This is a genomic window from Salinisphaera sp. T31B1, from assembly GCF_040361275.1.
Taxonomy (GTDB): domain Bacteria; phylum Pseudomonadota; class Gammaproteobacteria; order Nevskiales; family Salinisphaeraceae; genus Salinisphaera.
The window spans coordinates 81,383-105,896 of record NZ_APNH01000002.1 but is presented as its reverse complement, the minus strand read 5'-3'; the positions used below and the strand labels follow the sequence as shown (position 1 = coordinate 105,896).

Annotated in this window: 23 protein-coding genes; 10 read left to right on the top strand and 13 right to left on the bottom strand. The window is 64.7% G+C overall.

The features are described from left to right. The first annotated feature begins 66 nt into the window (after nt 1-66). Nucleotides 67-1,377: an Nramp family divalent metal transporter gene (locus T31B1_RS07410; RefSeq protein WP_353248857.1), complete on the top strand. Its 1,311-nt coding sequence runs from the start codon at nt 67-69 to the stop codon at nt 1,375-1,377. Here the strand turns inward: T31B1_RS07410 and T31B1_RS07405 are convergent. Then, entirely contained in the window at nt 1,371-2,618 is a 1,248-nt protein-coding gene (locus tag T31B1_RS07405) for an MFS transporter (RefSeq protein ID WP_502950936.1), read from the bottom strand. The two genes, T31B1_RS07410 and T31B1_RS07405, sit on opposite strands and share 7 nt — an antisense overlap. 192 nt (nt 2,619-2,810) lie before the next feature. Here T31B1_RS07405 and typA point away from each other — a divergent pair, with 192 nt between their 5' ends. From typA to T31B1_RS07375, 6 genes are all read left to right on the top strand, one after another. Then, nucleotides 2,811-4,646, top strand: a complete 1,836-nt coding sequence (gene typA, locus T31B1_RS07400) for a translational GTPase TypA (protein WP_353248855.1) — start codon at nt 2,811-2,813, stop codon at nt 4,644-4,646. A gap of 113 nt (nt 4,647-4,759) precedes the next feature. Further along, entirely contained in the window at nt 4,760-6,340 is a 1,581-nt protein-coding gene (locus T31B1_RS07395) for a GNAT family N-acetyltransferase (RefSeq protein ID WP_353248854.1), read from the top strand. Nucleotides 6,341-6,409: 69 nt separating this feature from the next. Further along, nucleotides 6,410-7,162, top strand: coding sequence for an SIR2 family NAD-dependent protein deacylase (locus T31B1_RS07390; protein WP_353248853.1), 753 nt, complete (start codon nt 6,410-6,412; stop codon nt 7,160-7,162). A 264-nt stretch (nt 7,163-7,426) separates the two neighbouring features. Continuing rightward, complete coding sequence (locus tag T31B1_RS07385; RefSeq protein WP_353249593.1) at nt 7,427-8,188, top strand: ParA family protein; 762 nt, start codon at nt 7,427-7,429, stop codon at nt 8,186-8,188. A gap of 9 nt (nt 8,189-8,197) precedes the next feature. Next, nucleotides 8,198-9,574 (top strand): NfeD family protein, encoded by a 1,377-nt coding sequence (locus tag T31B1_RS07380; protein WP_353248852.1) that lies wholly within the window; start codon nt 8,198-8,200, stop codon nt 9,572-9,574. 42 nt (nt 9,575-9,616) lie between these two features. After that, nucleotides 9,617-10,426, top strand: coding sequence for a slipin family protein (locus T31B1_RS07375; RefSeq protein WP_353248851.1), 810 nt, complete (start codon nt 9,617-9,619; stop codon nt 10,424-10,426). A gap of 16 nt (nt 10,427-10,442) precedes the next feature. Here T31B1_RS07375 and T31B1_RS07370 read toward each other — a convergent pair whose 3' ends face one another. Beyond that, entirely contained in the window at nt 10,443-11,111 is a 669-nt protein-coding gene (locus T31B1_RS07370) for a CoA pyrophosphatase (RefSeq protein WP_353248850.1), read from the bottom strand. Continuing rightward, a complete protein-coding gene (locus T31B1_RS07365; protein ID WP_353248849.1) occupies nt 11,108-11,455 on the bottom strand; it encodes a type 1 pili tip component in 348 nt (115 codons plus the stop codon). Before T31B1_RS07365 ends, T31B1_RS07370 begins: the two co-directional genes overlap by 4 nt. A 154-nt stretch (nt 11,456-11,609) precedes the next feature. On the opposite strand from T31B1_RS07365, the gene T31B1_RS07360 reads away from it, so the two are divergent. Then, entirely contained in the window at nt 11,610-11,870 is a 261-nt protein-coding gene (locus tag T31B1_RS07360; protein ID WP_353248848.1) for a hypothetical protein, read from the top strand. Between the two features lie 15 nt (nt 11,871-11,885). Here the strand turns inward: T31B1_RS07360 and T31B1_RS07355 are convergent, their stop codons facing one another. Then, nucleotides 11,886-12,836, bottom strand: a complete 951-nt coding sequence (locus T31B1_RS07355) for a transaldolase (RefSeq protein WP_353248847.1) — start codon at nt 12,834-12,836, stop codon at nt 11,886-11,888. A 149-nt stretch (nt 12,837-12,985) separates the two neighbouring features. Here T31B1_RS07355 and T31B1_RS07350 point away from each other — a divergent pair, with 149 nt between their 5' ends. Further along, nucleotides 12,986-13,306 (top strand): SCP2 sterol-binding domain-containing protein, encoded by a 321-nt coding sequence (locus tag T31B1_RS07350; protein WP_353248846.1) that lies wholly within the window; start codon nt 12,986-12,988, stop codon nt 13,304-13,306. Nucleotides 13,307-13,326: 20 nt separating this feature from the next. Continuing rightward, nucleotides 13,327-14,055, top strand: coding sequence for a class I SAM-dependent methyltransferase (locus tag T31B1_RS07345; protein ID WP_353248845.1), 729 nt, complete (start codon nt 13,327-13,329; stop codon nt 14,053-14,055). Nucleotides 14,056-14,070: 15 nt separating this feature from the next. Here T31B1_RS07345 and T31B1_RS07340 read toward each other — a convergent pair whose 3' ends face one another. The 9 genes from T31B1_RS07340 to pstC all read right to left on the bottom strand — a co-directional run bounded on the left by T31B1_RS07340 (nt 14,071) and on the right by pstC (nt 24,365). Further along, complete coding sequence (locus T31B1_RS07340; protein WP_353248844.1) at nt 14,071-14,598, bottom strand: gamma carbonic anhydrase family protein; 528 nt, start codon at nt 14,596-14,598, stop codon at nt 14,071-14,073. Next, complete coding sequence (tsaB, locus tag T31B1_RS07335) at nt 14,595-15,296, bottom strand: tRNA (adenosine(37)-N6)-threonylcarbamoyltransferase complex dimerization subunit type 1 TsaB (RefSeq protein ID WP_353248843.1); 702 nt, start codon at nt 15,294-15,296, stop codon at nt 14,595-14,597. Before tsaB ends, T31B1_RS07340 begins: the two co-directional genes overlap by 4 nt. Nucleotides 15,297-15,303: 7 nt before the next feature. After that, the gene (yoaA, locus tag T31B1_RS07330; protein ID WP_353248842.1) at nt 15,304-17,211 is read right to left on the bottom strand and encodes a DNA repair helicase YoaA; all 1,908 of its coding nucleotides are present in this window, start codon (nt 17,209-17,211) and stop codon (nt 15,304-15,306) included. After that, the gene (locus tag T31B1_RS07325) at nt 17,208-17,786 is read right to left on the bottom strand and encodes a tetratricopeptide repeat protein (RefSeq protein ID WP_353248841.1); all 579 of its coding nucleotides are present in this window, start codon (nt 17,784-17,786) and stop codon (nt 17,208-17,210) included. Before T31B1_RS07325 ends, yoaA begins: the two co-directional genes overlap by 4 nt. Next, complete coding sequence (mrcB, locus tag T31B1_RS07320; RefSeq protein WP_353248840.1) at nt 17,783-20,224, bottom strand: penicillin-binding protein 1B; 2,442 nt, start codon at nt 20,222-20,224, stop codon at nt 17,783-17,785. Before mrcB ends, T31B1_RS07325 begins: the two co-directional genes overlap by 4 nt. A gap of 85 nt (nt 20,225-20,309) precedes the next feature. After that, nucleotides 20,310-21,050, bottom strand: a complete 741-nt coding sequence (phoU, locus tag T31B1_RS07315) for a phosphate signaling complex protein PhoU (protein WP_353248839.1) — start codon at nt 21,048-21,050, stop codon at nt 20,310-20,312. 10 nt (nt 21,051-21,060) lie between these two features. After that, nucleotides 21,061-21,840 carry a phosphate ABC transporter ATP-binding protein PstB gene (pstB, locus tag T31B1_RS07310; RefSeq protein ID WP_353248838.1) on the bottom strand — a complete coding sequence of 260 codons (780 nt, stop codon included), beginning with the start codon at nt 21,838-21,840 and terminating at the stop codon, nt 21,061-21,063. A 101-nt stretch (nt 21,841-21,941) separates the two neighbouring features. Beyond that, on the bottom strand, nt 21,942-23,111 hold the full coding sequence (gene pstA / locus T31B1_RS07305; protein WP_353248837.1) for a phosphate ABC transporter permease PstA: 1,170 nt from the start codon (nt 23,109-23,111) through the stop codon (nt 21,942-21,944). Between the two features lie 24 nt (nt 23,112-23,135). Continuing rightward, nucleotides 23,136-24,365 (bottom strand): phosphate ABC transporter permease subunit PstC, encoded by a 1,230-nt coding sequence (pstC, locus tag T31B1_RS07300; protein WP_353248836.1) that lies wholly within the window; start codon nt 24,363-24,365, stop codon nt 23,136-23,138. Nucleotides 24,366-24,514 lie beyond the last annotated feature (149 nt).

The following is a 24,514-nucleotide window of genomic DNA, read 5'->3' as shown; positions in this document are numbered from 1 at the left end:
TTGTAATGGCCCACTAATGCACGACCTGCTCTATTCGTTTGGCGTCGGATCGCGCAGGGGTCGGCCATGAGTACCGGCGCGGATACTTCCATGGACCGGCTGCCGGGCGAGCAGGCCACGATTCGCGCGGCCGAAGCCGCGCTGAGCGGCCGCCAGCGTGGTCTCAAGGGATTGCTGCCGTTTCTCGGACCGGCGTTCATTGCGGCCGTAGCCTATATCGACCCCGGCAACTTCGCGACCAATATCCAGGCCGGGTCGAGCTTCGGCTATCTGCTGCTGTGGGTGGTCATCACGGCCAATCTGATGGCGATTCTCATCCAGTCGATGTCGGCCAAGCTCGGCATCGCCACCGGCAAGAACGTGCCGGAGGTGTGTCGGGAACGATTCAGCCGTCCGGTGACGTTCGCGCTGTGGATTCAGGCCGAAATCATCGCCATCGCCACCGACCTGGCCGAGTTCATCGGCGGCGCGCTGGGCCTGCATCTGCTGTTCGGCATCGCGCTGTTTCCGGCCGCACTGATCACCGGCGTGTTCTCGTTCGGCCTGCTCGAGCTCCAGCGCCGCGGTTTCCGGCCGCTGGAAGCGGTGATCACCACGCTCGTGGGCGTCGTGGTCGTCTCGTTCGCCTATGAGGTTTATGTCGCCCGCCCGGACCCGGGCGCGCTGGCTCGCGGCCTGGTTCCGGGCTTCCAGGGCAGCTCGAGCGTAATGCTTGCTGCCGGCATCCTCGGCGCAACGGTCATGCCCCACGTGATCTACCTGCATTCCGCGCTGACCCAGCGGCGAGTGATCGGGCGTACGGCCGCCGAACGCCACCGGATCTTCCGCTTTGAATTCTTCGATATTCTCATCGCCATGGGCGTGGCCGGCCTGATCAATGCCGCCATGCTCGTGATGGCCGCGGGCTTGTTCTTCGGCGTGGGCGAACCGGTCGCCACGATCGAGGCCGCATTCGCCCGGCTTGGCGAACAGGCCGGCCCGGTTGCGGCGACCTTGTTCGGCATCGGCCTGCTGGCCAGCGGTTTCTCCAGTTCGTCGGTCGGTACGATGAGCGGTCAGGTGGTCATGCAGGGCTTCATCCGCCGCCAGATTCCGCTGTTCGCCCGTCGCATGATCACGATGGCGCCGGCGCTGCTGATTATCGGCGCCGGCGTGGACGCCACGACCGCGCTGGTGATGAGCCAGGTGGTGCTGTCGTTCGGTATTCCGTTCGCGCTGATCCCCCTGCTGCTGTTCTGTTCCAACCGCGAGATCATGGGTACGCTGGTCAACCGGCGTGCGACCACCGTAGCTGCCTGGGCCATTGCGGGCGTGGTGATCTCACTGAATATGTTCCTGCTCTATCAGACGTTCACCGGCGGCTTCAGCGCTCACTGAAGCGCGCGACCGACACGGCGCTGCCAATACGCCAGACGCACGACCGCCACCACCCCGATCGCCAGCACCACGGCCACCATCAACTCGACGCCGGACCAGCCGGCGGCCTGCCAGAACACGCCGCCCAGTGAACCGACGACGCTGGAACCGAGATAATAGGCCAGCAGATACAAGCCGGCTGCCTGGCCCTTGCCGGTCTCGGCGAGCGGCCCGACCCAGCCGCTGGCCACCGAATGGCCGGCGAAGAAACCGGTGGTGACCAGGGCCAGCCCCAGCACGATCATGACCAGGCTGTTCGGCCACATGCAGGCAAGCCCGGCGCACATCAGCGCGAAAGCACTCACGAGCGCCGGTGCGCGCCCGTAGCGATCGGCGAGCCGGCCGAAGATCGCCGACGCGGCGATGCCCAGCAGGTAAACCACGAAGATCGACCCGATCGCGCTCTGGCTCATCCGGAATGGCGGCCCCGCCAGGCGATAACCGATATAGTTGTAGAGGCTCACGAAGCCGCCCATGAGCACGAAACCGCAGACGAACAGCCAGGGTAGCGCCGGATGGCGCAGATGGCGGCCGATCGGGGCCAGATGATCGCGCAGGCCGAGCCCGCGGCGGGCCACGAAATGACGCGACGGCGGCAGCAGCCAGACGAACACCGCCGCACTCACGAAACCGAGCGTGCCCACACTACCGATCGCGGCCCGCCAGCCGCCGATATCGGCAATTACGCCTGCAAGCACGCGGCCGGACATGCCGCCGAAGGCACTGCCGCCCACATACAATCCCATCGCAAAACCGAGGTCCCCGGCGCGGATCTCTTCCGAAAGATAGGCCATCGCCAGGGCCGGCACACCGCCGAGTGCGATCCCTTCGAGTGCTCGTGCGGTGAGCAGGCCATACCAGCCAGGCGCGAAGGCAGCGATCACCGACAGCGCGGCCGAGGCCAGCAACGATGCGCTCATCATCCGGCGCCGGTCGATCGCCTCCGACATCAGGCCGGCCATGAACAGCGTAACGGCGAGAATGGCGGTGGTCACCGATAGCGACAGGCTGCTCGCCGTCGCACTGATATTGAAGGTGTGCGAGAACAGCGGCATCAGTGGCTGGACGGTATACAGCGATGAAAAAGTCGCGAACCCGGCAGCGAACAGCGCGATGTTCGCCCGACGAAAAGCGGACGTGCCGCGTGCCAGTCCGGCACCAGACGATAGCGGGTTGTCCGGAGACGGTCTGCGCACGCTCATCGGCGCGAGTATGGCATGCGCCGGGCGCACCCGGGTGGCCTTACGGGCCCTCCAGGCGGCACGCGCCGGGCATTTCGCCTGCCCGGCTAGCCGAGGCGCGCGCAATACCCGATAATACGCGGGTTTTGCGCCCGTCCGGCGCGCATTTCGATTCGCCGCCTTCATTTCTCGGCGGGTCGCCAGAGGTTCTCAATGATCGAAAATCTTCGCAATATCGCGATTATCGCCCACGTCGACCACGGCAAGACCACGCTTGTCGACTGCCTGCTCCGACAGTCCGGCACCTTCGAAGCGCGCGAGGAAGTCGCCGACCGGATCATGGATTCGAACGATCTGGAAAAAGAGCGCGGGATCACGATCACGTCCAAGAACACCGCAATCGAATGGCGCGATCCGGACGCCGACGAGGCCTATCGCATCAATATCGTGGATACGCCCGGCCATGCCGACTTCGGCGGCGAGGTCGAGCGCGTGCTGTCGATGGTCGATTCGGTGCTGTTGCTCGTCGATGCCGTCGACGGCCCCATGCCTCAGACCCGTTTCGTGACCGAAAAGGCATTCGAGCTGGGCCTCAAGCCGATCGTGGTGATCAACAAGATCGACCGTGATGGCGCGCGCCCGGACTGGGTGCTGACCCAGACCTTCGATCTGTTCGACTCGCTCGGCGCGACCGACGAACAGCTGGATTTCCCGACCGTCTACACCTCGGCGCTGGGCGGCTATGCCGGGCTCGAGGACGATGTGCGCGACGGCGACATGAAGCCGCTGTTCCGGACCATCGTCGAACGCGTGCCCGCGCCGCCCGTGAATCTGGACGGACCGTTCCAGATGCAGATCACCACGCTCGACTACAACACCTTCGTCGGCCAGATCGGCATCGGCCGTATCGCCCGCGGCCGTATCAAGCCGGCCACCCAGATCACCATCGTCGACCGCGAAGGCAACAAGCGTAACGCCAAGATCGCCGGCGTCTTCGGTTTTCTGGGCCTGAACCGGGTCGAGGTCGATGCCGCCCAGGCCGGCGATATCGTGGCCTTGACCGGCATGGACGGGCTGGACATCTCCGATACGCTGTGTCATCCCGACGCCCCCGAGGCCCTGCCGGCACTGACCGTCGACGAGCCCACCATGAGCATGACGTTCGAGGTCAACAAGTCACCGATGGCCGGCAAGGACGGTGATTACCTGACCTCGCGCCAGATTCGCGAACGTCTGTTGCGCGAGCTCAAGTCGAATGTGGCCATGCGCGTCGAGTTCACCAGTGACCCCGATCGATTCAAGGTCTCCGGCCGCGGTCTGCTGCACCTGTCGGTCCTGCTCGAGACCATGCGCCGCGAAGGCTACGAGCTGGCCGTGTCGCGCCCGGAAGTGGTCACCCGCGAAGTCGATGGCGAGATCCACGAGCCCTACGAGCTGTTGATCTGCGATATCGAGGACAACCATCAGGGTCCGGTGATCGATAACCTCAACCAGCGCCGCGGTCAGCTGCAGAACATGCAGCCGGATGGCAATGGGCGCACGCGGCTGGAGTTCATGATCCCCTCGCGCGGCCTGATCGGTTTTCAGACCGAGTTCATGAGCATCACTTCGGGTACCGGCATCGTCACCCATGTGTTCGATCACTATGGCCCGGTCGGCAACACCGGCATCGGCCAGCGTCATTCGGGTGTGCTGATCTCCAACGCCACGGGCAAGGCCGTCGGCTTCGGCCTGTTCAACCTCCAGGAGCGCGGACGCATGATGGTCGCGCCCAACGACGAGGTGTACGAAGGCATGGTCGTGGGCATTCACTCCCGCGACAACGATCTGACCGTCAATGTGCTCAAGGCCAAGCAGCTGACGAACGTGCGTGCCTCGGGCTCGGACGAGAACATTGTCCTGACGCCGGCGCTGCGGATGACGCTGGAACAGGCGCTGGAGTTCATCAACGACGACGAGCTCGTCGAGATCACGCCGGCGACCGTGCGTGTACGCAAGCGCTGGCTCAAGGAACACGAGCGCAAGAAGGCCGGCCGCGCCAACGGCTGAGCGGCTCCGGCCGTCGGCCAGCGCCGGCCGTCGCCTTGAAAGACGGCGGCTGACCACCATCGACCGGTCACGGCCCCGCCGGGCCGGTCTTTTTTCAACCCGCGGGAATCGCCATGCCCAGCCAGAGTCGTTCGCGTCTGATCGTCCGTACCGCCACGCTTGCCGATATTCCGGCGATCAACCAGGTGGTACGCAACACCTACCCCAATCTCGACGATTATTCGTTCGACGAGCTACGCGGCCAGATCAACAATTTCCCGGCGGGTCAGCTCGTTGCGGTTTACGAGGACACCGTGGTCGGCTACTGCGCGACCCTGTGTCTGCCCGAAGCGCAGGTCATGGCTCCGCATACCTGGGCCAAGATCACCGGCAACGGGTACGGCTCGACCCACGACACCGACGGTGACTATCTCTACGGCTATGAAATCTGCGTGGACCCGGCCGCGCGCGGGCTGCGTATCGGCCAGCGTCTGTATCGCGAACGTGAAGCACTTTGTATCAAGCTCGGCCTGAAGGGCATCGTCTTCGCCGGCCGCCTGCCGGGGCTCAAACGCCGGTTCAAACGCTTCGGCAGCGCCCAGGCTTATGTCGAGGCGGTCCGCGACAAGACGATTCGTGATTCGGTTCTGTCGTTTCAGCTGAACCAGGGCTACGAGCTGCTGGGCGTGCAGGAAAACTATCTGCCGGCCGACGAAGCGTCGATGGGCTATGCTGCCCATCTGTTGTGGCGCAACCCGGAATACGCCCAGCACGAGGAAGTCGCGGGCGATTCACACGTGCACCTGCAGCGCCAGAACCGTGTCCGCATCGCCACGGTCCAGTACGGGCAGCGCGCAATCGACTCGTTCGACGAGTTTGCCCAGATCGTGACCTACTTCGTCCAGGAATGCGCCGACGCCAAGGCCGATTTCGTGGTCTTCCCCGAGCTGTTCACGGTTCAGTTGCTGTCGATCAAGAACGAAGAACTCCGCCATCGCGCCGCGATCCAGCGGCTGGCCGACTTCTGCGACGAGTTCCGCGAATTGATGGCCGATCTGGCGGTGCGTTTCAATATCAACATCATCGCCGGTTCACATCCGACCTGGGTCGGCAAAGAACTGCAGAACATCGCCTATATCTATCTGCGCGACGGTTCGGAATACCTGCAACCCAAGATCCACCCAACCCCCGGCGAGCGCCACTACTGGAACATCGTCGGCGGCGATTCGCTCAACGCCATCGAAACCGACTGCGGGCCGATCGGTGTGCTGGTGTGCTACGACAGCGAGTTCCCCGAACTGTCGCGACATCTGGCCGATCAGGGCATCAATATCCTGTTCGTGCCGTTCTCCACCGAGGATCGAAACGGCCATCTGCGCGTGCGCTATTCCGCCCATGCCCGAGCGGTCGAGAACCAGATCTACGTAGCCACGTCGGGCAATGTGGGCAACCTGCCGCGTATCCATGCCATGGACCTGCACTATGGCCAGAGCGCGATCATCACCCCCTGCGACTTCGCCTTCGCGCGCGACGGGATCGCGGCCGACACCACGCCGAACGTGGAAATGGTCGCCATCGCCGATGTGCGAACCGATCTGCTTCACGAGGCACGCACCACCGGCTCGGTACAGAACATGCTCGACCGGCGCCACGATCTGTATCACGTGCAGTGGAAACCGCGCCGACGTGCGCTCAAGGGCCCCCGCTCGCGCTGATCGACCGGCCAACGCGATCGCTCGGGCCGCTACGTTGCCCGATCGCTCTGTCCGAATGCAGCCACACCCATGTCCGATGCTCTCAAAGCCGCCGCCCGCCTGATTGCAGACGCCCGGCGCGTCGTGGCGCTGACCGGTGCCGGCATATCCGCCGAATCCGGCATCCCGACGTTCCGCGAGGCTCAGACCGGGTTGTGGGCCCGGTTCTCACCCGAGGCTCTGGCCACGCCCGAGGCGTTCGCGGCCGCTCCGGAACGCGTCTGGGCCTGGTATCGCTGGCGACGGAGCCTGATCGCGCGGGGCGGAGTCAACGCCGGCCATCGGGCACTGGCCGAGCTGGGCACGCAGGTCCCGCTCGAGGTCGTCACACAGAACGTCGACGGTTTGCATACCGCCGCGGGGAGTCCGGACGTCGCCGAGCTGCACGGCAACATCTGGCGGGAACGCTGTACCGCCTGCGGACACGAATCGTCGACTGCGATCATCGATCATCCGGGCGATGACCTTGCACTGCCAAGCTGCGCGCAGTGCAACGCACTGACTCGCCCGGCCGTCGTCTGGTTCGGCGAGACGCTGCCCGTCGACGCCCTGACCACTGCCGAGGCATATATCCGTGAGGCCGACTGTGTTCTGGTCATCGGTACGTCCAACCGCGTCTATCCAGCCGCGGCCCTGGTCGAACACGCGCTGCGCGGGCCCGCTTCGGTGATCGAAATCAATATCGAGACGACGCCGATCTCCGGATCGGTGGCTGTTCATCTGGCCGAGTCGGCCAGCCACGCGCTGCCGCAGATCAGCCGGCGCATCAAGGCCCGAGCCTGACCGGCCGCTGATTCGCGCTCGACGAGCCAAAGTGCCGCGGTTAGGCTGAGTCATTTCGAAAAGATCGCGTTTCTTCCGGTGCCCGACCGGTCGCCATGGCTATCGAGTTGTCACACGTAGAAGTGTGGTCATCGGGCCGGCTTCCAGGCGAAACCCGGTCGGTTTGTGGTCCAATGAACGAGCAGAGTGTCGGCCCGCGCGGCCGGCGCCCATCGACCGGTCCTTCGGAAACCGATCCTCGCAACCGCGGAGTAGCCAAGCATGATGCGTCGGGTGGTATTCAATCAGAAAGGCGGGGTGGGCAAGACCACGCTGCTATGCAATCTCGCTGCCATCAGCGCCGCACGCGGCCGGCGCACGCTCGTCATCGACCTCGATGCCCAGTGCAACGCAAGCCAGTACCTGTTGTCATCGGGCGATCGGCAGGCCGAGGCCGGCAGCGCGGATTTCTTCGAGGCCACGTTGACACGGGGACGTCGTGCCGGCCGCTTCGCCGACTTCCTCACGCCCACGCCGTTCGACAATCTGTCGGTCATGGCTGCCCACCCCGACCTGGAGTCGCTGCGGGTCAAGCTTGAAGCCAAGCATAAGATCTACAAGCTCAAACAGGAGCTCGAGCGGCTGGATGGCTACGATGCGGTGTTCATCGATACGCCGCCCGCGCTGAATTTCTACTCGCAATCCGCGCTGATCGCGGCCGATCGCTGTCTGGTGCCGTTCGACTGCGACGATTTCGCCCGTCAGGCGCTGTATTCACTGTTCGACAATATCCACGAAATCCAGGACGACCATAATCCGGAACTGGTCATCGACGGCATCGTGGTCAACCAGTTCCAGCCGCGCGCCCGGCTGCCGGCGCGCATGATCGCCGAGCTGCGAGAGGAAGGCCATCCGATGATCGAAACCCAGATCACCGCCTCGGTGAAGGTGCGCGAATCGCATGATGCCTCGATCCCGCTGATTCACTACGCGCCCAACCATAAGGTCACCCAGCAACTGGTCGCGCTCTACGATCATCTAGACTGACGCGTGGCCATGAACGTCTGTCCGACGATACGGGCCCGGCTCGGTCGGTTCTGGCTGGCCATCGCGCTACTGATCGTCGGCACGGGCTTGGCCCGGACGCCGACGACCGTGCCGCAGATCGAGATCACCGGCCCCATCGGCCCGGCAACGAGCGATTACGTGGTGAGGGCACTCGATCAGGCCGCCTCGGATAACGCGCCGCTCGTGATTCTGCGATTGGACACGCCCGGCGGCCTGGACGGTGCCATGCGCGATATCGTCCAGGCCGTGCTTGCGTCACCGGTGCCGGTCGCCGGTTTCGTCGGGCCGGCCGGCGCTCGCGCGGCCAGCGCCGGAACCTATATCCTGTATGCGACCCATTTCGCAGCCATGGCGCCGACGACGAACCTCGGCGCGGCGACGCCGGTGAGCTTGGCCGGCGACCGCCCGGCGGGAAAAACGTCCTCCGAATCGGCTGACGATGCGCCCGACAACGCCACATCGATGCGTCGCAAGGTGATCAACGATTCGGTGGCCTATATCCGCGGGCTGGCCGAGCAGCGGGGGCGCAACGTCGACTGGGCAGAACGGGCCGTGCGTGAAGGGGTCAGCCTAGGCGCGCGCCAAGCGCTGGAGGCGGGCGTCATCGATGCCATCGTGGCCGATCCCGCCGCCCTGTTGCAGCGACTGAACGGCCAGCGGATCGAAACCGTCAGCGGTGTCCATACGCTGGATCTCGGCGCGGCCCGGATCACGCCCCGCCTCCCCGATTGGCGTACGCGACTGCTGCAGGTGATCACCCACCCGACCGTCGCCTATCTATTGTTCATGGTCGGGATCTACGGACTCATCCTCGAAGGACTCAACCCGGGCGCGACCGTGCCGGGCGTGATCGGCGGAATCAGTCTGCTGACCGCACTGTTCGCATTTCAGCTGCTGCCGGTCAACATGGCCGGCCTGGGGCTGCTCATACTAGGCATCGCACTGATGATCGCCGAGCTGTTTGCGCCGAGCTTCGGTATCCTCGGACTGGGCGGAGTGGCCGCCTTCGTCTTCGGTTCGGTCATGCTCATGGACAGCAGTATTCCCGGTTTCGATATTCCGCTCGGGCTGATCGGCGGCATTGCCGTGGCTGCGGCCCTGTTGCTGGTGGGTATCCTGTATATGTTCCTGCGCTCGCGTCGGCAGCGCGTATGGACCGGCCGCGAAGGCCTAGTCGGCCAACGATGCGTCGCCCTCGAGGATTTCGACGGCGAAGGCCGGGTCTTGCTTCAGGGCGAATCCTGGCTGGCTGACTGCGACCGTCCGGTCCGTCGCGAGGACAAGCTCATCGTCGTCGCGGTCGACGGGCTGCAGGTCACCGTGCGCCCGGCCGACCGGCAGCCCGGCACGGCGTATCGACATTAACGGCTCACCGCGCCCCCACGTTCCCTATGTCAGGAGATTCTCATGATCCTCAATTTCGGTTTCGCATTGATCGTGCTGCTTGCGGTGTTCGTGTTCAGCTCGATCAAGATACTGCCGGAGTACGAACGTGGGGTGATGTTCACGCTCGGTCGCATGACCGGGGTCAAGGGCCCCGGCTTGTTTCTCGTCATCCCGTTCATCCAGAAGATGATCAAGGTGGACATGCGTACCGTGGTGCTGGACGTGCCACCCCAGGATGTCATCTCGCGCGACAACGTCTCGGTTCGTGTGAACGCGGTGGTCTATTTTCGCGTCATCGATGCCGACAAGGCCATCATCGAGGTCGAGCACTTCTATGACGCGGTCAGTCAGCTCGCCCAGACCACGCTGCGCAGCACACTCGGCAAACACGAGCTCGACGACATGCTCGCCGAGCGTGAGAAACTCAACGCCGATATTCAGCAGATTCTCGATCGGCACACCGACGCCTGGGGGCTGAAGGTTGCCAACGTTGAGATCAAGCAGGTCGATCTGGACGAAAGCATGACGCGGGCGATCGCGCGTCAGGCCGAGGCCGAACGGGCACGCCGAGCCAAGGTGATCAACGCCGAAGGCGAGATGCAGGCCGCCGAGAACCTGCGCGGGGCGGCCGAACAGCTCGCCCGCGAGCCGCAGGCGCTGCAGCTACGCTATCTGCAGACGCTGGTCGATATCGCAGGCGACAAGAGTTCGACGATCGTATTCCCGCTGCCGATGGACCTGATCGAACCCCTCATGGACATGCGCGACAAGCTCAAGAGCGCTGGCGCACCGGCCGCCCCCCGGGCCGGCACGCCCTCCGACGAGCGCTGAACCCACGGCGGGCGCTTCAGCGGCCCGGCTGGCGTGCCCGCGGCCGCTCCACCTCTCGGGCCTCGACATGGCTGAGCCGTTGCAGCAGTCCGTAGAGGATGCCCGCCGTCGCGCCCCAGATATGGTCGTCGTCGTAGTCGATCGAGTAGATCTGGTGAACCTGACCGTCGCGCTCGCGCGTTTGACGCCGGAAGTGTCGATGATCCAGCGCATGCGCCAGTGGCACGCCGAAGATCCGGGTCACTTCGACACGATCGGGAGCCACCCGCGCCGCGGGCGCCACCCAGCCGACGAATGGGCTGATCACGAAACCGGTGATCGTCCGATACTCGGGCAACTCGCCCAGTATTTCGACATGGCTGGGGTCCAGCCCGATCTCTTCGTGCGCCTCTCGGAGCGCCGCAGCCTCCGCGTTGCGATCGTAGGCTTCCATACTGCCGCCCGGGAAGCTGATCTGGCCGGGGTGATGGCGCAACGCATGGCTGCGCTGGGTGAAATAGATATACGGCCGCGCCGCCCCGACCACGGGGATGAGGACACCCGCTCGCCGGGCGGTGGCCTCGTCGATCGATACCCCGCGCGTCTCGCCGGGCGCGGCTTCACGCTCGTCCAGCGGTTCGGCCAGCGCGGCGGTCAGACGATGCCGCCACTCGGCAGCCGATCCGCGTTCGTGAGGCTGGGTCAACCGCGGGGTGTCCCGTTGCCGCGCGCCTGCAACTCTTCGGCATAGGCCTTGGCCAGCGCCTGGAACCGCGGCGTCAGGCCGGCGTCGGCATACATGGGATCGCCCTGCTCGTCGTAGGCGGCGACCTGATCGCCCGGTTCGTAGCTGAACGAGCTCGCCAGCTCGTCCAGGGCCGCGGCCAGCAGATCGGTGAGAATGCGTTCCTGTGTCAGGCCCGGAAACAGGTCGCACAGCGCGGCGACCTTGGCGGCATCGAACAGGGGAAGACGGATTTCATAGGTGGCATCGGTACGCTGCTCGCCGGCATTAGCCTGCCACTGAGCAACCAGTTCATTGACTTTCATACGGTGACTCGACGATGGACTGACCTCCAGTCTTGGGTCGACACACGAATTACGCAAGCCCACGTGCGCGAGAGCCCGCTGCCGCCCGTCACAGCGCGTTGACCGCGTATGAAGCGCCTGCTAGCTTGGCGCCAATTTCCACCGCGAGAAGCGCATGGCCAAGAGCGAAAAGACCTGGAGCCTTCGGGAGATCGATCAGGCCCGTGGCGACAGCAAGGGAACAGCCTTTCTGGCGTTCAAACAGCTCAAGGACAGCTTCGACGAAGGCCGCGACTACTATTACCTGAGCGCAAGTCAGGACGCCCGCGAGATCGAATCCCTCCGCAAGGCCGGGCGGATCTACGAGACCACGGTCAACGCGATCCTCCTGACCGAAGGCGGTTACAGCGCCATCCTCGATTATCTGGACGGCTGAAGCGCGCGTCAGCGCCTAGACGCCGAGCTCGCCTTCGAGGGTGCGCTGATCGGCCGCGAACTTGCGAATGCCCTCGGCTAGCTTTTCCGTGGCCATGGCATCGTCGTTCATCGCCCATGCAAATCCCGCCCGATCCAGTGCGACACGCGGATCCCGGCTGGCCGATACGTCCAGTCCCGGCATGTCGGCCGCCGGCATCGAGTCGAGTTCTGCGAGCAATGCCGGTGAGATCGTCATCAGATCCGCACCGGCCAGCGCGAGAATCTGATCGCAGTTGCGGAAGCTCGCCGCCATGACCTGAGTCGGGTAGCCGTGGGTCTTGGCGTAGGCATTGATACGCGCCACGCTCTTGACGCCCGGATCCTCTGACGCCGGATAATGATCGACGCCGTCCGCAGCCTTGTACCAGTCGGTGATCCGCCCGACGAACGGCGAGATCAACGTAGCGCCCACGTCGAAACACGCCTGTGCCTGTGCCAGAGAGAAAATCAGCGTCATGTTGCAGGCCACGCCTTCGGCTTCCAGCACGCTGGCGGCGCGAATACCCTCCCAGGTGCTCGCGATCTTGATCAGAATCCGATCGCGCGCCACACCGAGTGCGTCGTAATCGGCCAGCAGGGCGCGAGCTTTGGCGATCGTCGCGCTCGTATCGAAGGACAGTCGCGCATCCACCTCCGTAGATACGTAGCGGGGCACCACGCCCGTGAGTTCCCGCCCGAACAGCGTCATCAACCGTTCGGCGGGCGTGAGATTGTGCCCCGGCGTGCCGGCCAGCGCTTCATCGACCAGCATGCGATAGCTGTCCTGGCGCGCAGCGGCGAGCACCAGACTCGGGTTGGTCGTGGCATCGGTCGGACGATAGGCCCGGATCGTCTCGAACTCTCCGCTGTCGGCCACGACGGTGGTACGGGCGCGCAGCGCATCCAGTGCGCTGTCCTTTATCTGTCGGTGAGTGCTGTCAGCCATGATCCGGTGTCTATTCGCTATCGGGAATGTCCACACTATAGCGGCCACATCGGGTGGTAGCTAACCCGTAGCCCCCGGCTCTCCTACTGGCCATGACGCGCGCCGTGTCGCATCATGCGCGCCATCCGAACGAGCCATCCCGATAGTCCATGAGCCGTGCGACCGAACTGATCCAGCGCATGCCCGAAGCATTCGACCCCGACGCTGCGGGCGATCTGTCCATGACCGTTCAGTACCTCATCGAAGAGCCCATGTATGTCGTGGTCGACCGTGGCAGCTGTCGTGTTCATACCGGCATTGCCACCGACCCGGACGTCACGCTGCGTATAAAGGGCGAGCACCTGGTCCGCCTGATGACCGGGCGCATGCGCGGCATCACCGCATTCCTGACCGGCAAACTGCGTGTCGAAGGCAACATGATGCTCGCACAGAAACTCCAACAGATATTCGATCGCCGCCGGCTGGCATGACAGGGCCCGGGGAATGCCCGGTGATCTGTGCCGACGACCGCCGGGCCTACTGGACCGCGCTGGGCTGGCCCTGTCGGCGCCTCGCGCCGGATACCGGGTTTTATCTGGTCGACGACACACATGGGCTGACGCTTCGCAACGCGGCGGCCCGCGACCACGGCCGTGGACTGCGGCTGGACCTCGGTGACGCCGAGATCGCGCGCCGGATCGCCTCGGGCCGACGCTCGCCGCTGGCCCAGGCCATCGGCCTGCGTCGTCACCGCGAGCCCCGGCTGCTGGATACCACCTGCGGGCTGGGCCGCGACAGCGCCACGCTAGCCGCCCTGGGCGCGCGCGTGACCGCGCTCGAACGCCACCCGGTGCTGCATGCCCTGCTCGACGATGCGTTGACGCGGGCACGGGCCGAGCCGGGCGGTCCGCAATGGCTAGCCAACTGGCAGACACTGGTTCATGCCGATGCCATCCGGTGGCTCGAGGCCCGGCCTGCCGCCCCGGCCTTCGACGTGATCTATATCGACCCGATGTTTGCCGCACCCCGTCGCAAGGCCGCTCCGCAGAAAGCGCTGGCGTGGCTGAACGCGCTCGTGGGTATCGATATCGATGCCGATCGCCTGCTGGCCGCCGCGTGTTCACGCGCGGGCCGCCAAGTCGTGGTCAAACAGCATGCGCGTGCCCAGCCGCTCGCCTTACCCGACCGACAGGTGCGGGCCAAAGCGGTGCGGTTCGATATTTATCTCACAGGCGGCTGAGCCCGGCAGCGCCGGTTACAGCGCTTTGAGCCCGCCTGAGAACCGCTTGTAATTGGCCACGTAGCGCTGCGCCGAGCGCCGAAGGCCTTCGATCTCGTCGTCCTCCAGCGTCCGTTTGACCCGACCCGGGGCGCCGATCACCATGCTGTTGTCCGGAATGGTCTTGCCTTGGGGAATCAGCGCGCCGGCGCCGATGAGGCAGTTGCGGCCGATCGTCGCGCCGTTAAGGATTACGGCCTTGATCCCGATCAGCGTATTGTCGCCGATCGTACAGCCGTGAAGCATGGCCTGGTGACCCACCGTCACGCCCTCGCCCACCGTCAGGCGAAAACCGGGATCGGTGTGCAGGACGCTGCCATCCTGGATATTGCTGCCGCGACCGATGACGATATCGTCGTTGTCTCCTCGCAACACGGCGTTGAACCAGATGCTGGCATCTTCGGCCAGCGTCACCCGACCGATCACCGTGGCATTGTCGGCCACGAAACAGGCCCCGTTGTCCGGCGTGATCGGCTGCGTGTCGTCGAGTCGATAGAGCATCATCTGTCCTCGGGTTGGGCAAAGTCTGAACGTGGTGTCGGTTTGCGGGCGACATCGTCGCGAACGTAGACGGGCAATGCCTGTACGGCCGACACGCCCTGGCCGGCGCCCAGCAACTCGGCGCCCAGGCGGGCGATATCCAGTGCGTGTGGCCAGGGCTCGGCCACCGACACGCTTCGTCCGTCACCCGCGTCGGCCACCAGAGCCCAACCGTTACCGGCGGCCGCCCAGCCGTTATCATCGTCGATGAGATCGATAGCCGCCGGGGCGACGACGCGTTCGGCGCCGAGCAATACGGGCGGTGTGCCGCGCGCGAAATCGGCCGTATACACTTCGCCCATACGGGCATCCTGTACCACCCGGACCCGCTCGACCCGTGCTTGGCCCAGGCAGCGTGCCGCCAGCGCCGCCAGGGTGGAGACCGGCGCCACCGGCCGCTCGAGTCCGCTGGCCAGGCCCTGGATCAGCCCGGCCGCGATTCGAAGCCCGGTGAACGCGCCCGGGCCGCGACCGAACGCCAGGCCGTCGAGCATTCCCAGCGTCCAGCCGGCCTCGGCCAGCAATCGCTGCGCTTCGGGCAACAGCCGGCTGGCGTGCGCGCGTGGTGCAATCTCGAAATGTTCGCGCGCGACATCGCGCTCGGCGTCGAGCAGCGCAACCGACAACGCTTCGGTCGAGGCGTCCAGTGCCAGTATTCTCACGGGCGGCTCATGCCGGCTGCAGCGCGCCCAGAAACTCGCAGGCCACTGCCTGGTCGCGCGTGATCGGCATCGGCGGCAGACTGGCACGGATGGCCCCGCCATAGCGTGCGGTAAACAAGCGTGGATCACAGATCGCCAGCAGGCCACGATCGGCCGCATCCCGAATCAGGCGGCCCACGCCCTGCTTGAGCGTGATCACCGCCTGGGGCAGCTGGTAGTCCATGAACGGATTCTGGCCGGCTTCTTTCATCGCGGTGAAGCGTGCCGCCAGCACCGGGTCGGCTGGAGAGGCAAACGGCAGGCGATCGATAATGACGAGTCTCAGCGCCTGACCGCGGACATCCACCCCCTCCCAGAAACTGCTGGTGGCCACCAGTACCGCATGGTCGTCGGCCCGGAAATCGGCCAGCAGCGTGGCACGGGGCGCGCTGCCCTGGGTGAGCACATCCAGCCCGGCCGCATCGAGCGCCTGGCCGTAGTAGGCGACCGCGCGATAACTGGTGCACAGCACGAATGCACCGCCACCGGCCGCGGTGACCAGAGCCAGGGTCTGCGCGACGACGGCATCGTCGAACTCGGTGCTGGCCGGCATGGGCATGGCCGTGGGCGCATACATCAGCGCGTTGTGCTCGTAGTCGAAAGGGCTCGGCAACACCTTTTCGACCACGTCGACCAGCCCGAGCCGCTCGCAGAAATAGCGCAGCCGGTTGTTCACCGCCAGCGTCGCGGAGGTGAAGATCCAGGCGCCGGGATAGCCGTCGATCGCTCGCGAGAACGGGCTGGCGACATCCAGCGGCGTGCTGTGCCAGATCCAGGTATTGCCGCGCTTTTCAAGCCAGTTGATTCGCTCGGCGTCATCGCGTGCAACGGTTGCCAGACAGCCGACAAGCTCGTCACAGCGGCGGGCCAGCGCCTTGAGCCGATCGCTGCGTGACGCTACCGGTTCCAGACCGGTCTTGAGCGTATCCAGTGCGTCGGCCAGCGCCTGCTGGGCCGCGTCGAGCGCTGGCGTGGCGATCTCCTGCCAGCTGCGGCTGCCTGCGTTGGGCCCGAGCGCATCTGCAAAGTCGCGCTCGGCCTCACCGACATCCTGCAGGCGAGCCTTGAGCACCGGCATATCACCGCCGAGGCTATCGAGCTCGCTCAACCCGTCGCGTACCAGATCCTTGAGCTGACGGGCCGACAGCGCCTCGCCGAAGAAGCGCCCGGCTATATCGGGCAGGCGATGCGCCTCGTCGAGCACGATCGCATCGGCACCCGGCAACACCTCGCCGAAACCGCTCTCGCGCAGGGTGAGATCGGCAAACAGCAGATAATGGTTGACGATCACCACGTCCGCGGCCTGTGCCTCGCGGCGCGCGTTGACAACCCAGCACTGATCGAACAACGGACAATCCTGGCCGAGACAGTTGTCGGTGGTCGATGTGATCCGCGGCCACAGCGAATCGCCGTCACCCAGATCACCGAACTCGCCGAGATCACCGGTCCGGGTACGTGCGGCCCAGTCTCGCACCCGCCGAATCTTGGCGGCCAGATACAGGTCGCCGCTGGCCTCTGTGAGGTTCAACCGATGCAGACAGAGATAGTTGGCACGCCCCTTGAGCACCGTGACGTGCATGCGTCGGCCGAGTACGGTCTGGGCCAAAGGGACATCCTTGTCATCGAGCTGGCTCTGCAGGTAACGCGTTGCCGTGGACACGATGATCTTGCGCCGCGACGCCATGGCCGGGAGCAGATAGGCCAGGGTCTTGCCCGTGCCCGTACCTGCTTCGACCACCAGTCGGCCGCCTTCATCGATGGCCGTAGCCACGGCATGGGCCATCTCGGCCTGGCCGGGACGCGCCGCGTAGCCGGGCAGCGCGGCGGCAAGCGCCGCATCGTCGTCGAAGAGCGCGGCTCCCGCCGCGGCGCTCATCGGCTCAACTGCAGGCTGGTGCGATGATAGTTCTCGGCCCGGGACGCAGCTTCGCTAGCGCCCTGGCTATCGCCGGCCGTGCGTCGCGCTTCGGCGATCAGCTGCCAGTTGTCGGCCCGTACGAACGGGTTGTTGCCGCCGACGCTGTTGGATTTGCGCGCCATCGCCTCGGCTTGGCCCGGCTGGCCCTGGGCCAGTTTGACGGCGGCCAGGCGCTGGTAGATGAACGGATTGCGAGGTTCCAGATCGAGCGCGCGCTCGAGCGTCGAGGCGGCCATGTCCATATTGCCGTTGCGCGCCAGCGTATCGGCCCGGCCCAGCAGCGAGCGAACCGCCGGGCTGCTGGCCTCGTCGGCCGAACGCGGCGGCATCGGCCCGGCCGGCGCCGTTTCACCGCGGCTGACCTCCGGCGTATTGCGCTCGGGCAACTGCGAACTCTGCCCGCGCGGTTCGGGCGTAGGCTGTTCGACGCCCTGGTCCCCGGTCGGGGGATAGGTGGACGTGCGCTGGGTCGTGGCACAGCCGGCCAGAACGGCGACCGCCAGGAGTGCAATGATTCTGGTTTTCATGTTCATCTGAAGATTCGTTGCAGCCAGTTGCCTTCGTCCTGCTCGCGCTGCTGTTGCTGTTGCTGTCGATCGCGCGCGGCATTTTCACTCATGATATCGCTATCGCAGCCAGAAAGCCCGTCCGGTACATAACCACGGATGAACGGCACGTCGGTCGCACCACCGCAGCTTTGGGCGTACTGGTAGAGGTCCCCATCGCCGGTCGACGCGCCGCCACGCGGGTCGAACCGCATCCGCAACGGCACCTCGACCACGTCCTCCGGCGGCACGTTCATCATCCCTCTCGGGCCGACATCGCTCATGATGCGCGTCCACAGCTGCAGTGCCCCGGTCGCGCCGGTCAGCTGGGCAGGCTGGTTGTCGTCGCGTCCGACCCAGACCACGGCCAGCCGATTGGCCCCGAAGCCGGCGAACCAACTGTCGCGTAGATCGTCGGTGGTGCCGGTCTTGCCCGCCAGATTCAGGCGATCGGGCAGTACCTTGTACATCGAAGCCCCGGTACCGAACCGGGCGACGCGTTGCATGATCCAGTCGGTCAGGTAGACCGGCGCTTCGTCGAGCACGCGCTTGATCTGCAGCGGGTAGCGGTTGAGAGGCTCGCCGTCACGCGTGGTCACGTCACGGATCGCCAGCAACGGGGTGTAGTAGCCGCCGCCGGCGAGGGTGTTGTAGATCTGGGCGACCTGCATCGGCGCCATGTCGACCGCCCCGAGCGACAGCGAGGGCACGGACAGCGGATCGCCCGTATAGCCCAGCTTCTTCAACGTATCGATGACGTTGGGAATACCGACATCCAGCGCCAGCCGGGCTGTGGCCAGATTGTAGCTATGCGTCAGCGCATAGTGCAGCGGCACCGCCCGCCCGTGACTGGTCTTGGAATAATTCTGCGGCCGCCAGGTGTCGCCATTGGCAAGTTTGACCGCCAGCGGACTGTCGTCCAACGGCGTGATGACGTTGTATTTCGATGGCTCGGCCAGTGCCGTGAGATAGACCACGGGCTTGATCAGCGAACCTATCGGCCGGCGCGCGTCCAGGGCGCGGTTGAAGCCGGCATAACCGGCGTCGCGTCCGCCCACCAACGCAAGCACGCGGCCGCCTTCGACGCTGGTCACCACCGCCGCACTTTGCAGGCTGTCTGCCTTGATGCCGCGCGATCGCTCCAGGTCGGCCAGACCTTGATTGACGCGTGCCTCGGTATCGGCCTGCACGCTCGGATCGAGCGTGGTGAAGATACGCAGCCCGTCCTCTGTCAAATCCTCGTCGGCATACTGGCCATGGAGTTGACGCCGCACCAGGTCGATGAACGCCGGATACTGGCTGGTGCTGCGGGTCGAGCGCGCGGTCACGCCCAGGTCCGCCTTCTTGGCGGTCGTCCAGCCTTCGTCGTCGAGAAAACCGGCGTCGTGAAACATGTCCAGCACGAGGTTGCGCCGCGTCTTGGCACGCTCGGGATTGCGACGCGGATCGTAATAGCTCGGGCCTTTGACCATGGCAACCAGCAACGCGATCTCGTTGGGCTGTAGTTCTTCCAGCGGCTTCTGGAAATAGAAATAGCTGGCCAGACCGAAGCCGTGAATCGCACGTCCGCCGTCCTGGCCGAGATAGACCTCGTTGAGATAGGCCTCGAGGATCTCCGGTTTGGAGTAGTGCGCATCCAGCAGGATCGCCATGAGCGCTTCCTTGGCCTTGCGCACAAGGGTCTGCTGGTTGTTCAGATAGAAGTTCTTGACCAGCTGCTGGGTGATGGTCGAACCGCCCTGCACCACGTGACCGGCACGCAGATTGGCGACGGCCGCTCGCAGGATGGATTTTGGCGACACCCCCCAGTGATGCAGGAAATCCCGATCCTCGACGGTGATCAGCCCGGCGGGCAGCATGGGTGGCACTTCGCCGAGCTTGACCAGAATCCTGTCCTCACCCTGGGTCGGGTAGATACTGCCGATCATCAACGGGTCGAGACGGATCAATGCCAGATCGCCATTGCCATCGAGTGCACGCAGAGAGGCCACGCCGGTGTTGTCGAAACCGAGCCGGATTTCGCGGTCCGCCTGGTCGCCGTCCCAGAACGAAAACGGTCGCGTATGGATATCCAGATAGCCGCCGACCACCTCGTAGGTGCCTGCCTTGTCGGTGGTCGAGGCCGAGCGATAGCCCTGGCGCTTCAGACGGTCGGCGATCTGCTCCCGGCTCAGGTCCAGCCCGGCATACAGTTCCAGGGGCGCGGCATAGACTTTGGCCGGCAGTGTCCAGCGCGTACCTTCGAATTGCGTGCGCACTTCGCCGTCCAGATAGACGGCATAGGCCGCCACCACGACCGCACCGAGACAGAACAGCAGGAACACATAGGGCAACAGTCGACGGATGAAACCCCGACGCGGTTTGCCGCCGCGTTTTTTTGCCGGGCGCCGCGCGGGCCGTCGTGGTTTAGGCGTTTTCCGGGCCAAGGCTGCTATCCGGGCCAAACAAGGCCGGTGATAGTATCAAAGCTCGCATCGTTCGCGGCGACATATCCGTGCCGATTTCCGTCGGTCATTCGGATTGATTACGACGACGCGGACTGTTGGCGACCTCCTTTTCCATGGCCTCAACGCCGATATGGCGTACGTCCTTGCCCTCGACGAAGTAGACCACGTATTCGCCGATGTTGGTCGAGTGATCGCCGATGCGTTCGAGCGCCTTGACCGCCCACAGCACGTCCAGCATGTGCCGAATGGTGCGCGGATCCTCCATCATGTAGGTGATGCACTGGCGCACCACGCCCTCGTATTCACGATCCACCTCGGCGTCGGCCTGGGAGACCCGCACTGCGGCCTCCGAATCCAGGCGTGCGAAGGCGTCCAGCGCATCACGGAGCATTTCGCGAACGTGCCGACCGAGGACCTCGATCTGGCGGAACGCGCTTTTCGGGCGATCGTAGCTGGCCAGGTGCGTGGCCATGCGGCCGATCTTCTCGGCCTCGTCGCCGATGCGCTCGAGATCGGTGATCGTTTTGGCCACCGCGATGATCAGACGCAGATCGCCGGCCTGGGGCGCGCGCCGGGCCAGAATACGCGTGCATTCCTCGTCGATCTCCAGCTCCATGCGGTTGACCTCGCGATCGCCGGCGACGACATCCTCGCCAAGACCGCCCTCGCCGGTGATCAGCGCACGCACCGCATCGGCGATCTGCTGTTCCACCAGGCCGCCCATGGCCAGCACCAGTTCACGCACGTCTTCCAGATCGGCATCGAACTGCTTGGACGTGTGTTTCTCCAGACCCACCTTTTCCATATCGAACTCTCTAGCCATAGCGGCCGGTGATGTAATCCTCGGTGCGTTTCTCGCGCGGATGCGTGAACAACGAGTCGGTATCGGAGAACTCGACGATGTTGCCCAGATGGAAGAACGCGGTGTATCCGGCCACGCGTGCGGCCTGTTGCAGATTGTGCGTCACGATCACGATCGTGTAATTGTCCTTCAGGTCGTCGATGAGCTGTTCGACGGTGGCCGTGGCCACCGGATCAAGCGCCGAGCAGGGTTCGTCCATGAGCAGCACCGACGGACTCACCGCGATCGCACGGGCGATACACAACCGCTGCTGCTGACCGCCCGACAATGCCAGCCCCGGCATCTGGAGCCGGTCTTTGACCTCGCTCCACAACCCCGCCCGCTGGAGCGACTCCTCGACCAGATCATCCATTTCGGTGCGTTTGCGGACCTTGCCGAGAATCCGCGGCGCGTAGGCGATATTGTCGTAGATGCTCTTGGGAAACGGGTTCGGCTTCTGGAACACCATGCCGATATGCGATCGCAGTTCGACGACATCGACATGCGAGGCGTAGATGTTCTCGCCGTCGAATGCCACTTCGCCATCGATGCGTATGCCCTGGACCAGGTCGTTCATACGGTTCAGACAACGCAGGAAGGTCGACTTGCCACAACCCGAGGGACCGATCAGTGCGGTGACCTCGTTTTCGGCCACGTCCATCGAGACCCCATGCAGCGCCTGCTTGTCGCCGTACCAGACCGACAGGTCACGTACGCTCATCTTGATCGCCTGTTTCACCCGCGGCTGCTCCATGCTCTGCCTGTATACCGGGCCCGATTGCGCCGGTTCCGAACGCGATGACGGCATGCTAGATCCCTGGCCCGAAGAAGAAAATGGCTCGAACGCGCATGACGCTACCAGCGCCGCTCGAAGCGATTGCGTAACAACACGGCAGCCGCATTGAGGAGTATCAGCAAACTCAGCAACACCAGAATACCGGCCGCGGTAAGACTCACGTAGGCGCGCTCGGGCATGCCGGCCCAGGTGAATATCTGTGCCGGCAGCACCGTGGCCGCCTGGGTCATGTTGGTCGGCGCATCCGGGATGTAGGCGATCATGCCGATCAGCAGCAACGGCGCGGTTTCGCCCATCGCCTGCGCGATGCCGATGATGGTACCGGTGAGGATACCCGGCAGCGACAACGGCAACACATGATCGCGTACCGCCTGCCAGCGCGAGGCACCGACCGCCTGCGCCCCCTGACGGATATTCTGCGGTACCGCCCGCAGCGCGGCGCGCGTGCTGATGATGATCACCGGGAGCGTCATCAGCGATAACGTCAGACCGCCGGCCAATGCCGACGAGCGTGGCACCCCGAAGAAATTGATGAAGATCGCCAGCCCGAGCAGGCCGAACAGGATCGACGGCACCGCCGCCAGGTTGTTGATATTGATCTCGATCGCCTGGGTCGCGCGATTATCAGGCGCGAACTCTTCCAGATAGATCGCGGTCGCGACACCGATAGGAAAACTCACTGCCAGCACCACGAGCATCACGTAGATCGAGCCAACGAACGCCGACCACAGCCCGGCATTCGACGGTATCTTCGAATCGCCCGAAAAGAACAGCGACTTGTTGAAGCCGAACGCCACGTCCCCGGCTTCGGTCAGCCGGTCGAGCACCGCCTGCTTGTCCGTATCGAGCGAGTCGATATGGCCCTTGCGGTACTGATCGATATCCGTCGTGGCCACGACCCACTGCGGCTGTGTGGTCCCCATCAACGCCGGCTCGGCGGCGACCTGACGGGGGATCTGGCGGAAAAACGCGCGCGACACCATCGGCGCGATCGCCGGGTCGACCGCTTCGCGGGTAAATTTGACGGTATCGGCGTTATAGGTCACCGGCACACGGATTTCGGTCTGCACGAACGCCGAATAGCCCTGTCGGATCATGTCGGTGAAGAACAGCAGCAGGAACGCCAGCGCTAGCAGCAGCGCACCCAGACAGCAGGCCTTGAAGCGCCTCTCGGCGCGATAGCGCCGCTTGAGTCGCCGCGACGGCGCCAGTGATATGCCCTGGTTCATCGATGGTCCTCCCTCGAGGCGGCGCTATTCATAAGCCTGGCGGAACTTTCGGATCACCACGATCGAGACCAGGTTCAGGGCGAGCGTGACGACGAACAGCACCAGCCCGAGCGCGAAAGCGGCCAGCGTCTCCGGGCTGTCGAAGGACTGATCGCCGGTCAGCGCGTCGACGATGCGAACGGTCACGGTGGTCATGTCTTCGAGCGGGTTCCAGGTCAAATTCGGCCGCAGACCGGCGGCCATGACCACAATCATCGTCTCGCCCAGCGCGCGCGAAATCCCGAGCAGCGAGGCCGCCATGATGCCGGGAAACGCGGCCGGCAGGACGATCTTCTTGATCGTCTCCGATTGGGTCATGCCCAGCGCATAAGAGCCTTCGCGCAGGCTATTGGGGATCGAGTTGATGACATCGTCCGACAGCGACGAGATGAACGGGATGATCATGATTCCCATCACCAGACCCGGCGCCAGCGCGTTGGTATACGAAGCCTCCAGCCCCACCGAATGAGCGAATTGCACGATCAGGGGGCTGACCGTGATCGCGGCGAAAAAGCCGTAGACCACGGTCGGAATGCCGGCCAGAATCTCCAGCAGCGGCTTGGCGATCGTGCGCACCCGTCGGGTGGCGTATTCGGACATGTAGATCGCGGCGAACAACCCGACCGGAATGGCTACCAGCATCGCGATAGCCGTGATCATGAACGTGCCGGCGAACAACGGTACCGAGCCGAATTGCGAACTCGCCGACGCCTGACCGGGACGGAACGTGGCCACCGGCGACCACTGTGTGCCGGTCACGAACTCCCAGACGCTGACCTGCTGAAAGAACTTGAGCGCTTCGAACACGATCGAGAGGATGATCCCCAGCGTGGTGAGGATCGATACCAGGGACGCCGCAAACAAGGCCCAGTAGACAAACCGTTCGATCGCATTGCGTGCGCGCAGTGACGGCTCCACCCGCCGCAAGGCGAGCGCGCAGCCGATCGCGGCCGCGACCAGAGCGAAAGCGAGCACGAAGGGGGTGGTGGGTACGCGCACGCCGAAAAGACTCGCCGCCCCGGCCACGAAACCGATCGCGACGGCCGGCAGCGCCATCCAGGTTGCGACGTAAACCCCGTACTGGCCGGGCAGCGAATGCAGACGCGTGCCCTGCCCTTCGGCGATCAGTGCCTTGCGGCGACCGAGCACGAAGGCCATGACTGCCATGGGCAGCAGACCGCCGACAAAAACGAGCAGAGTCTGGCTGGTGTCCAAAACGCGGATCCTGGTACGAGCGGCAAGCGGGCGTATCGGCGCTCATGATACGCAACCCGTCATGAAAAAACCGACCGCGGCGATGCCGCGGCCGATGTCACCGGAGGCTTGCCGGCCATTCGACAGGAACGACCGCCCGCGCCTGACGC

Excerpts from the sequence above, each read along its gene's own strand:
- T31B1_RS07410 (WP_353248857.1), top strand. The coding sequence starts at position 67 with ATGAGTACCGGCGCGGATACTTCCATGGACCGGCTGCCGGGCGAGCAG.
- T31B1_RS07405 (WP_502950936.1), bottom strand. The coding sequence starts at position 2,618 with ATGAGCGTGCGCAGACCGTCTCCGGACAACCCGCTATCGTCTGGTGCC.
- typA (WP_353248855.1), top strand. The coding sequence starts at position 2,811 with ATGATCGAAAATCTTCGCAATATCGCGATTATCGCCCACGTCGACCAC.
- T31B1_RS07395 (WP_353248854.1), top strand. The coding sequence starts at position 4,760 with ATGCCCAGCCAGAGTCGTTCGCGTCTGATCGTCCGTACCGCCACGCTT.
- T31B1_RS07390 (WP_353248853.1), top strand. The coding sequence starts at position 6,410 with ATGTCCGATGCTCTCAAAGCCGCCGCCCGCCTGATTGCAGACGCCCGG.
- T31B1_RS07385 (WP_353249593.1), top strand. The coding sequence starts at position 7,427 with ATGCGTCGGGTGGTATTCAATCAGAAAGGCGGGGTGGGCAAGACCACG.
- T31B1_RS07380 (WP_353248852.1), top strand. The coding sequence starts at position 8,198 with ATGAACGTCTGTCCGACGATACGGGCCCGGCTCGGTCGGTTCTGGCTG.
- T31B1_RS07375 (WP_353248851.1), top strand. The coding sequence starts at position 9,617 with ATGATCCTCAATTTCGGTTTCGCATTGATCGTGCTGCTTGCGGTGTTC.
- T31B1_RS07365 (WP_353248849.1), bottom strand. The coding sequence starts at position 11,455 with ATGAAAGTCAATGAACTGGTTGCTCAGTGGCAGGCTAATGCCGGCGAG.
- T31B1_RS07360 (WP_353248848.1), top strand. The coding sequence starts at position 11,610 with ATGGCCAAGAGCGAAAAGACCTGGAGCCTTCGGGAGATCGATCAGGCC.
- T31B1_RS07355 (WP_353248847.1), bottom strand. The coding sequence starts at position 12,836 with ATGGCTGACAGCACTCACCGACAGATAAAGGACAGCGCACTGGATGCG.
- T31B1_RS07350 (WP_353248846.1), top strand. The coding sequence starts at position 12,986 with ATGAGCCGTGCGACCGAACTGATCCAGCGCATGCCCGAAGCATTCGAC.
- T31B1_RS07340 (WP_353248844.1), bottom strand. The coding sequence starts at position 14,598 with ATGATGCTCTATCGACTCGACGACACGCAGCCGATCACGCCGGACAAC.
- yoaA (WP_353248842.1), bottom strand. The coding sequence starts at position 17,211 with ATGAGCGCCGCGGCGGGAGCCGCGCTCTTCGACGACGATGCGGCGCTT.
- T31B1_RS07325 (WP_353248841.1), bottom strand. The coding sequence starts at position 17,786 with ATGAACATGAAAACCAGAATCATTGCACTCCTGGCGGTCGCCGTTCTG.
- phoU (WP_353248839.1), bottom strand. The coding sequence starts at position 21,050 with ATGGAAAAGGTGGGTCTGGAGAAACACACGTCCAAGCAGTTCGATGCC.
- pstB (WP_353248838.1), bottom strand. The coding sequence starts at position 21,840 with ATGGAGCAGCCGCGGGTGAAACAGGCGATCAAGATGAGCGTACGTGAC.
- pstA (WP_353248837.1), bottom strand. The coding sequence starts at position 23,111 with ATGAACCAGGGCATATCACTGGCGCCGTCGCGGCGACTCAAGCGGCGC.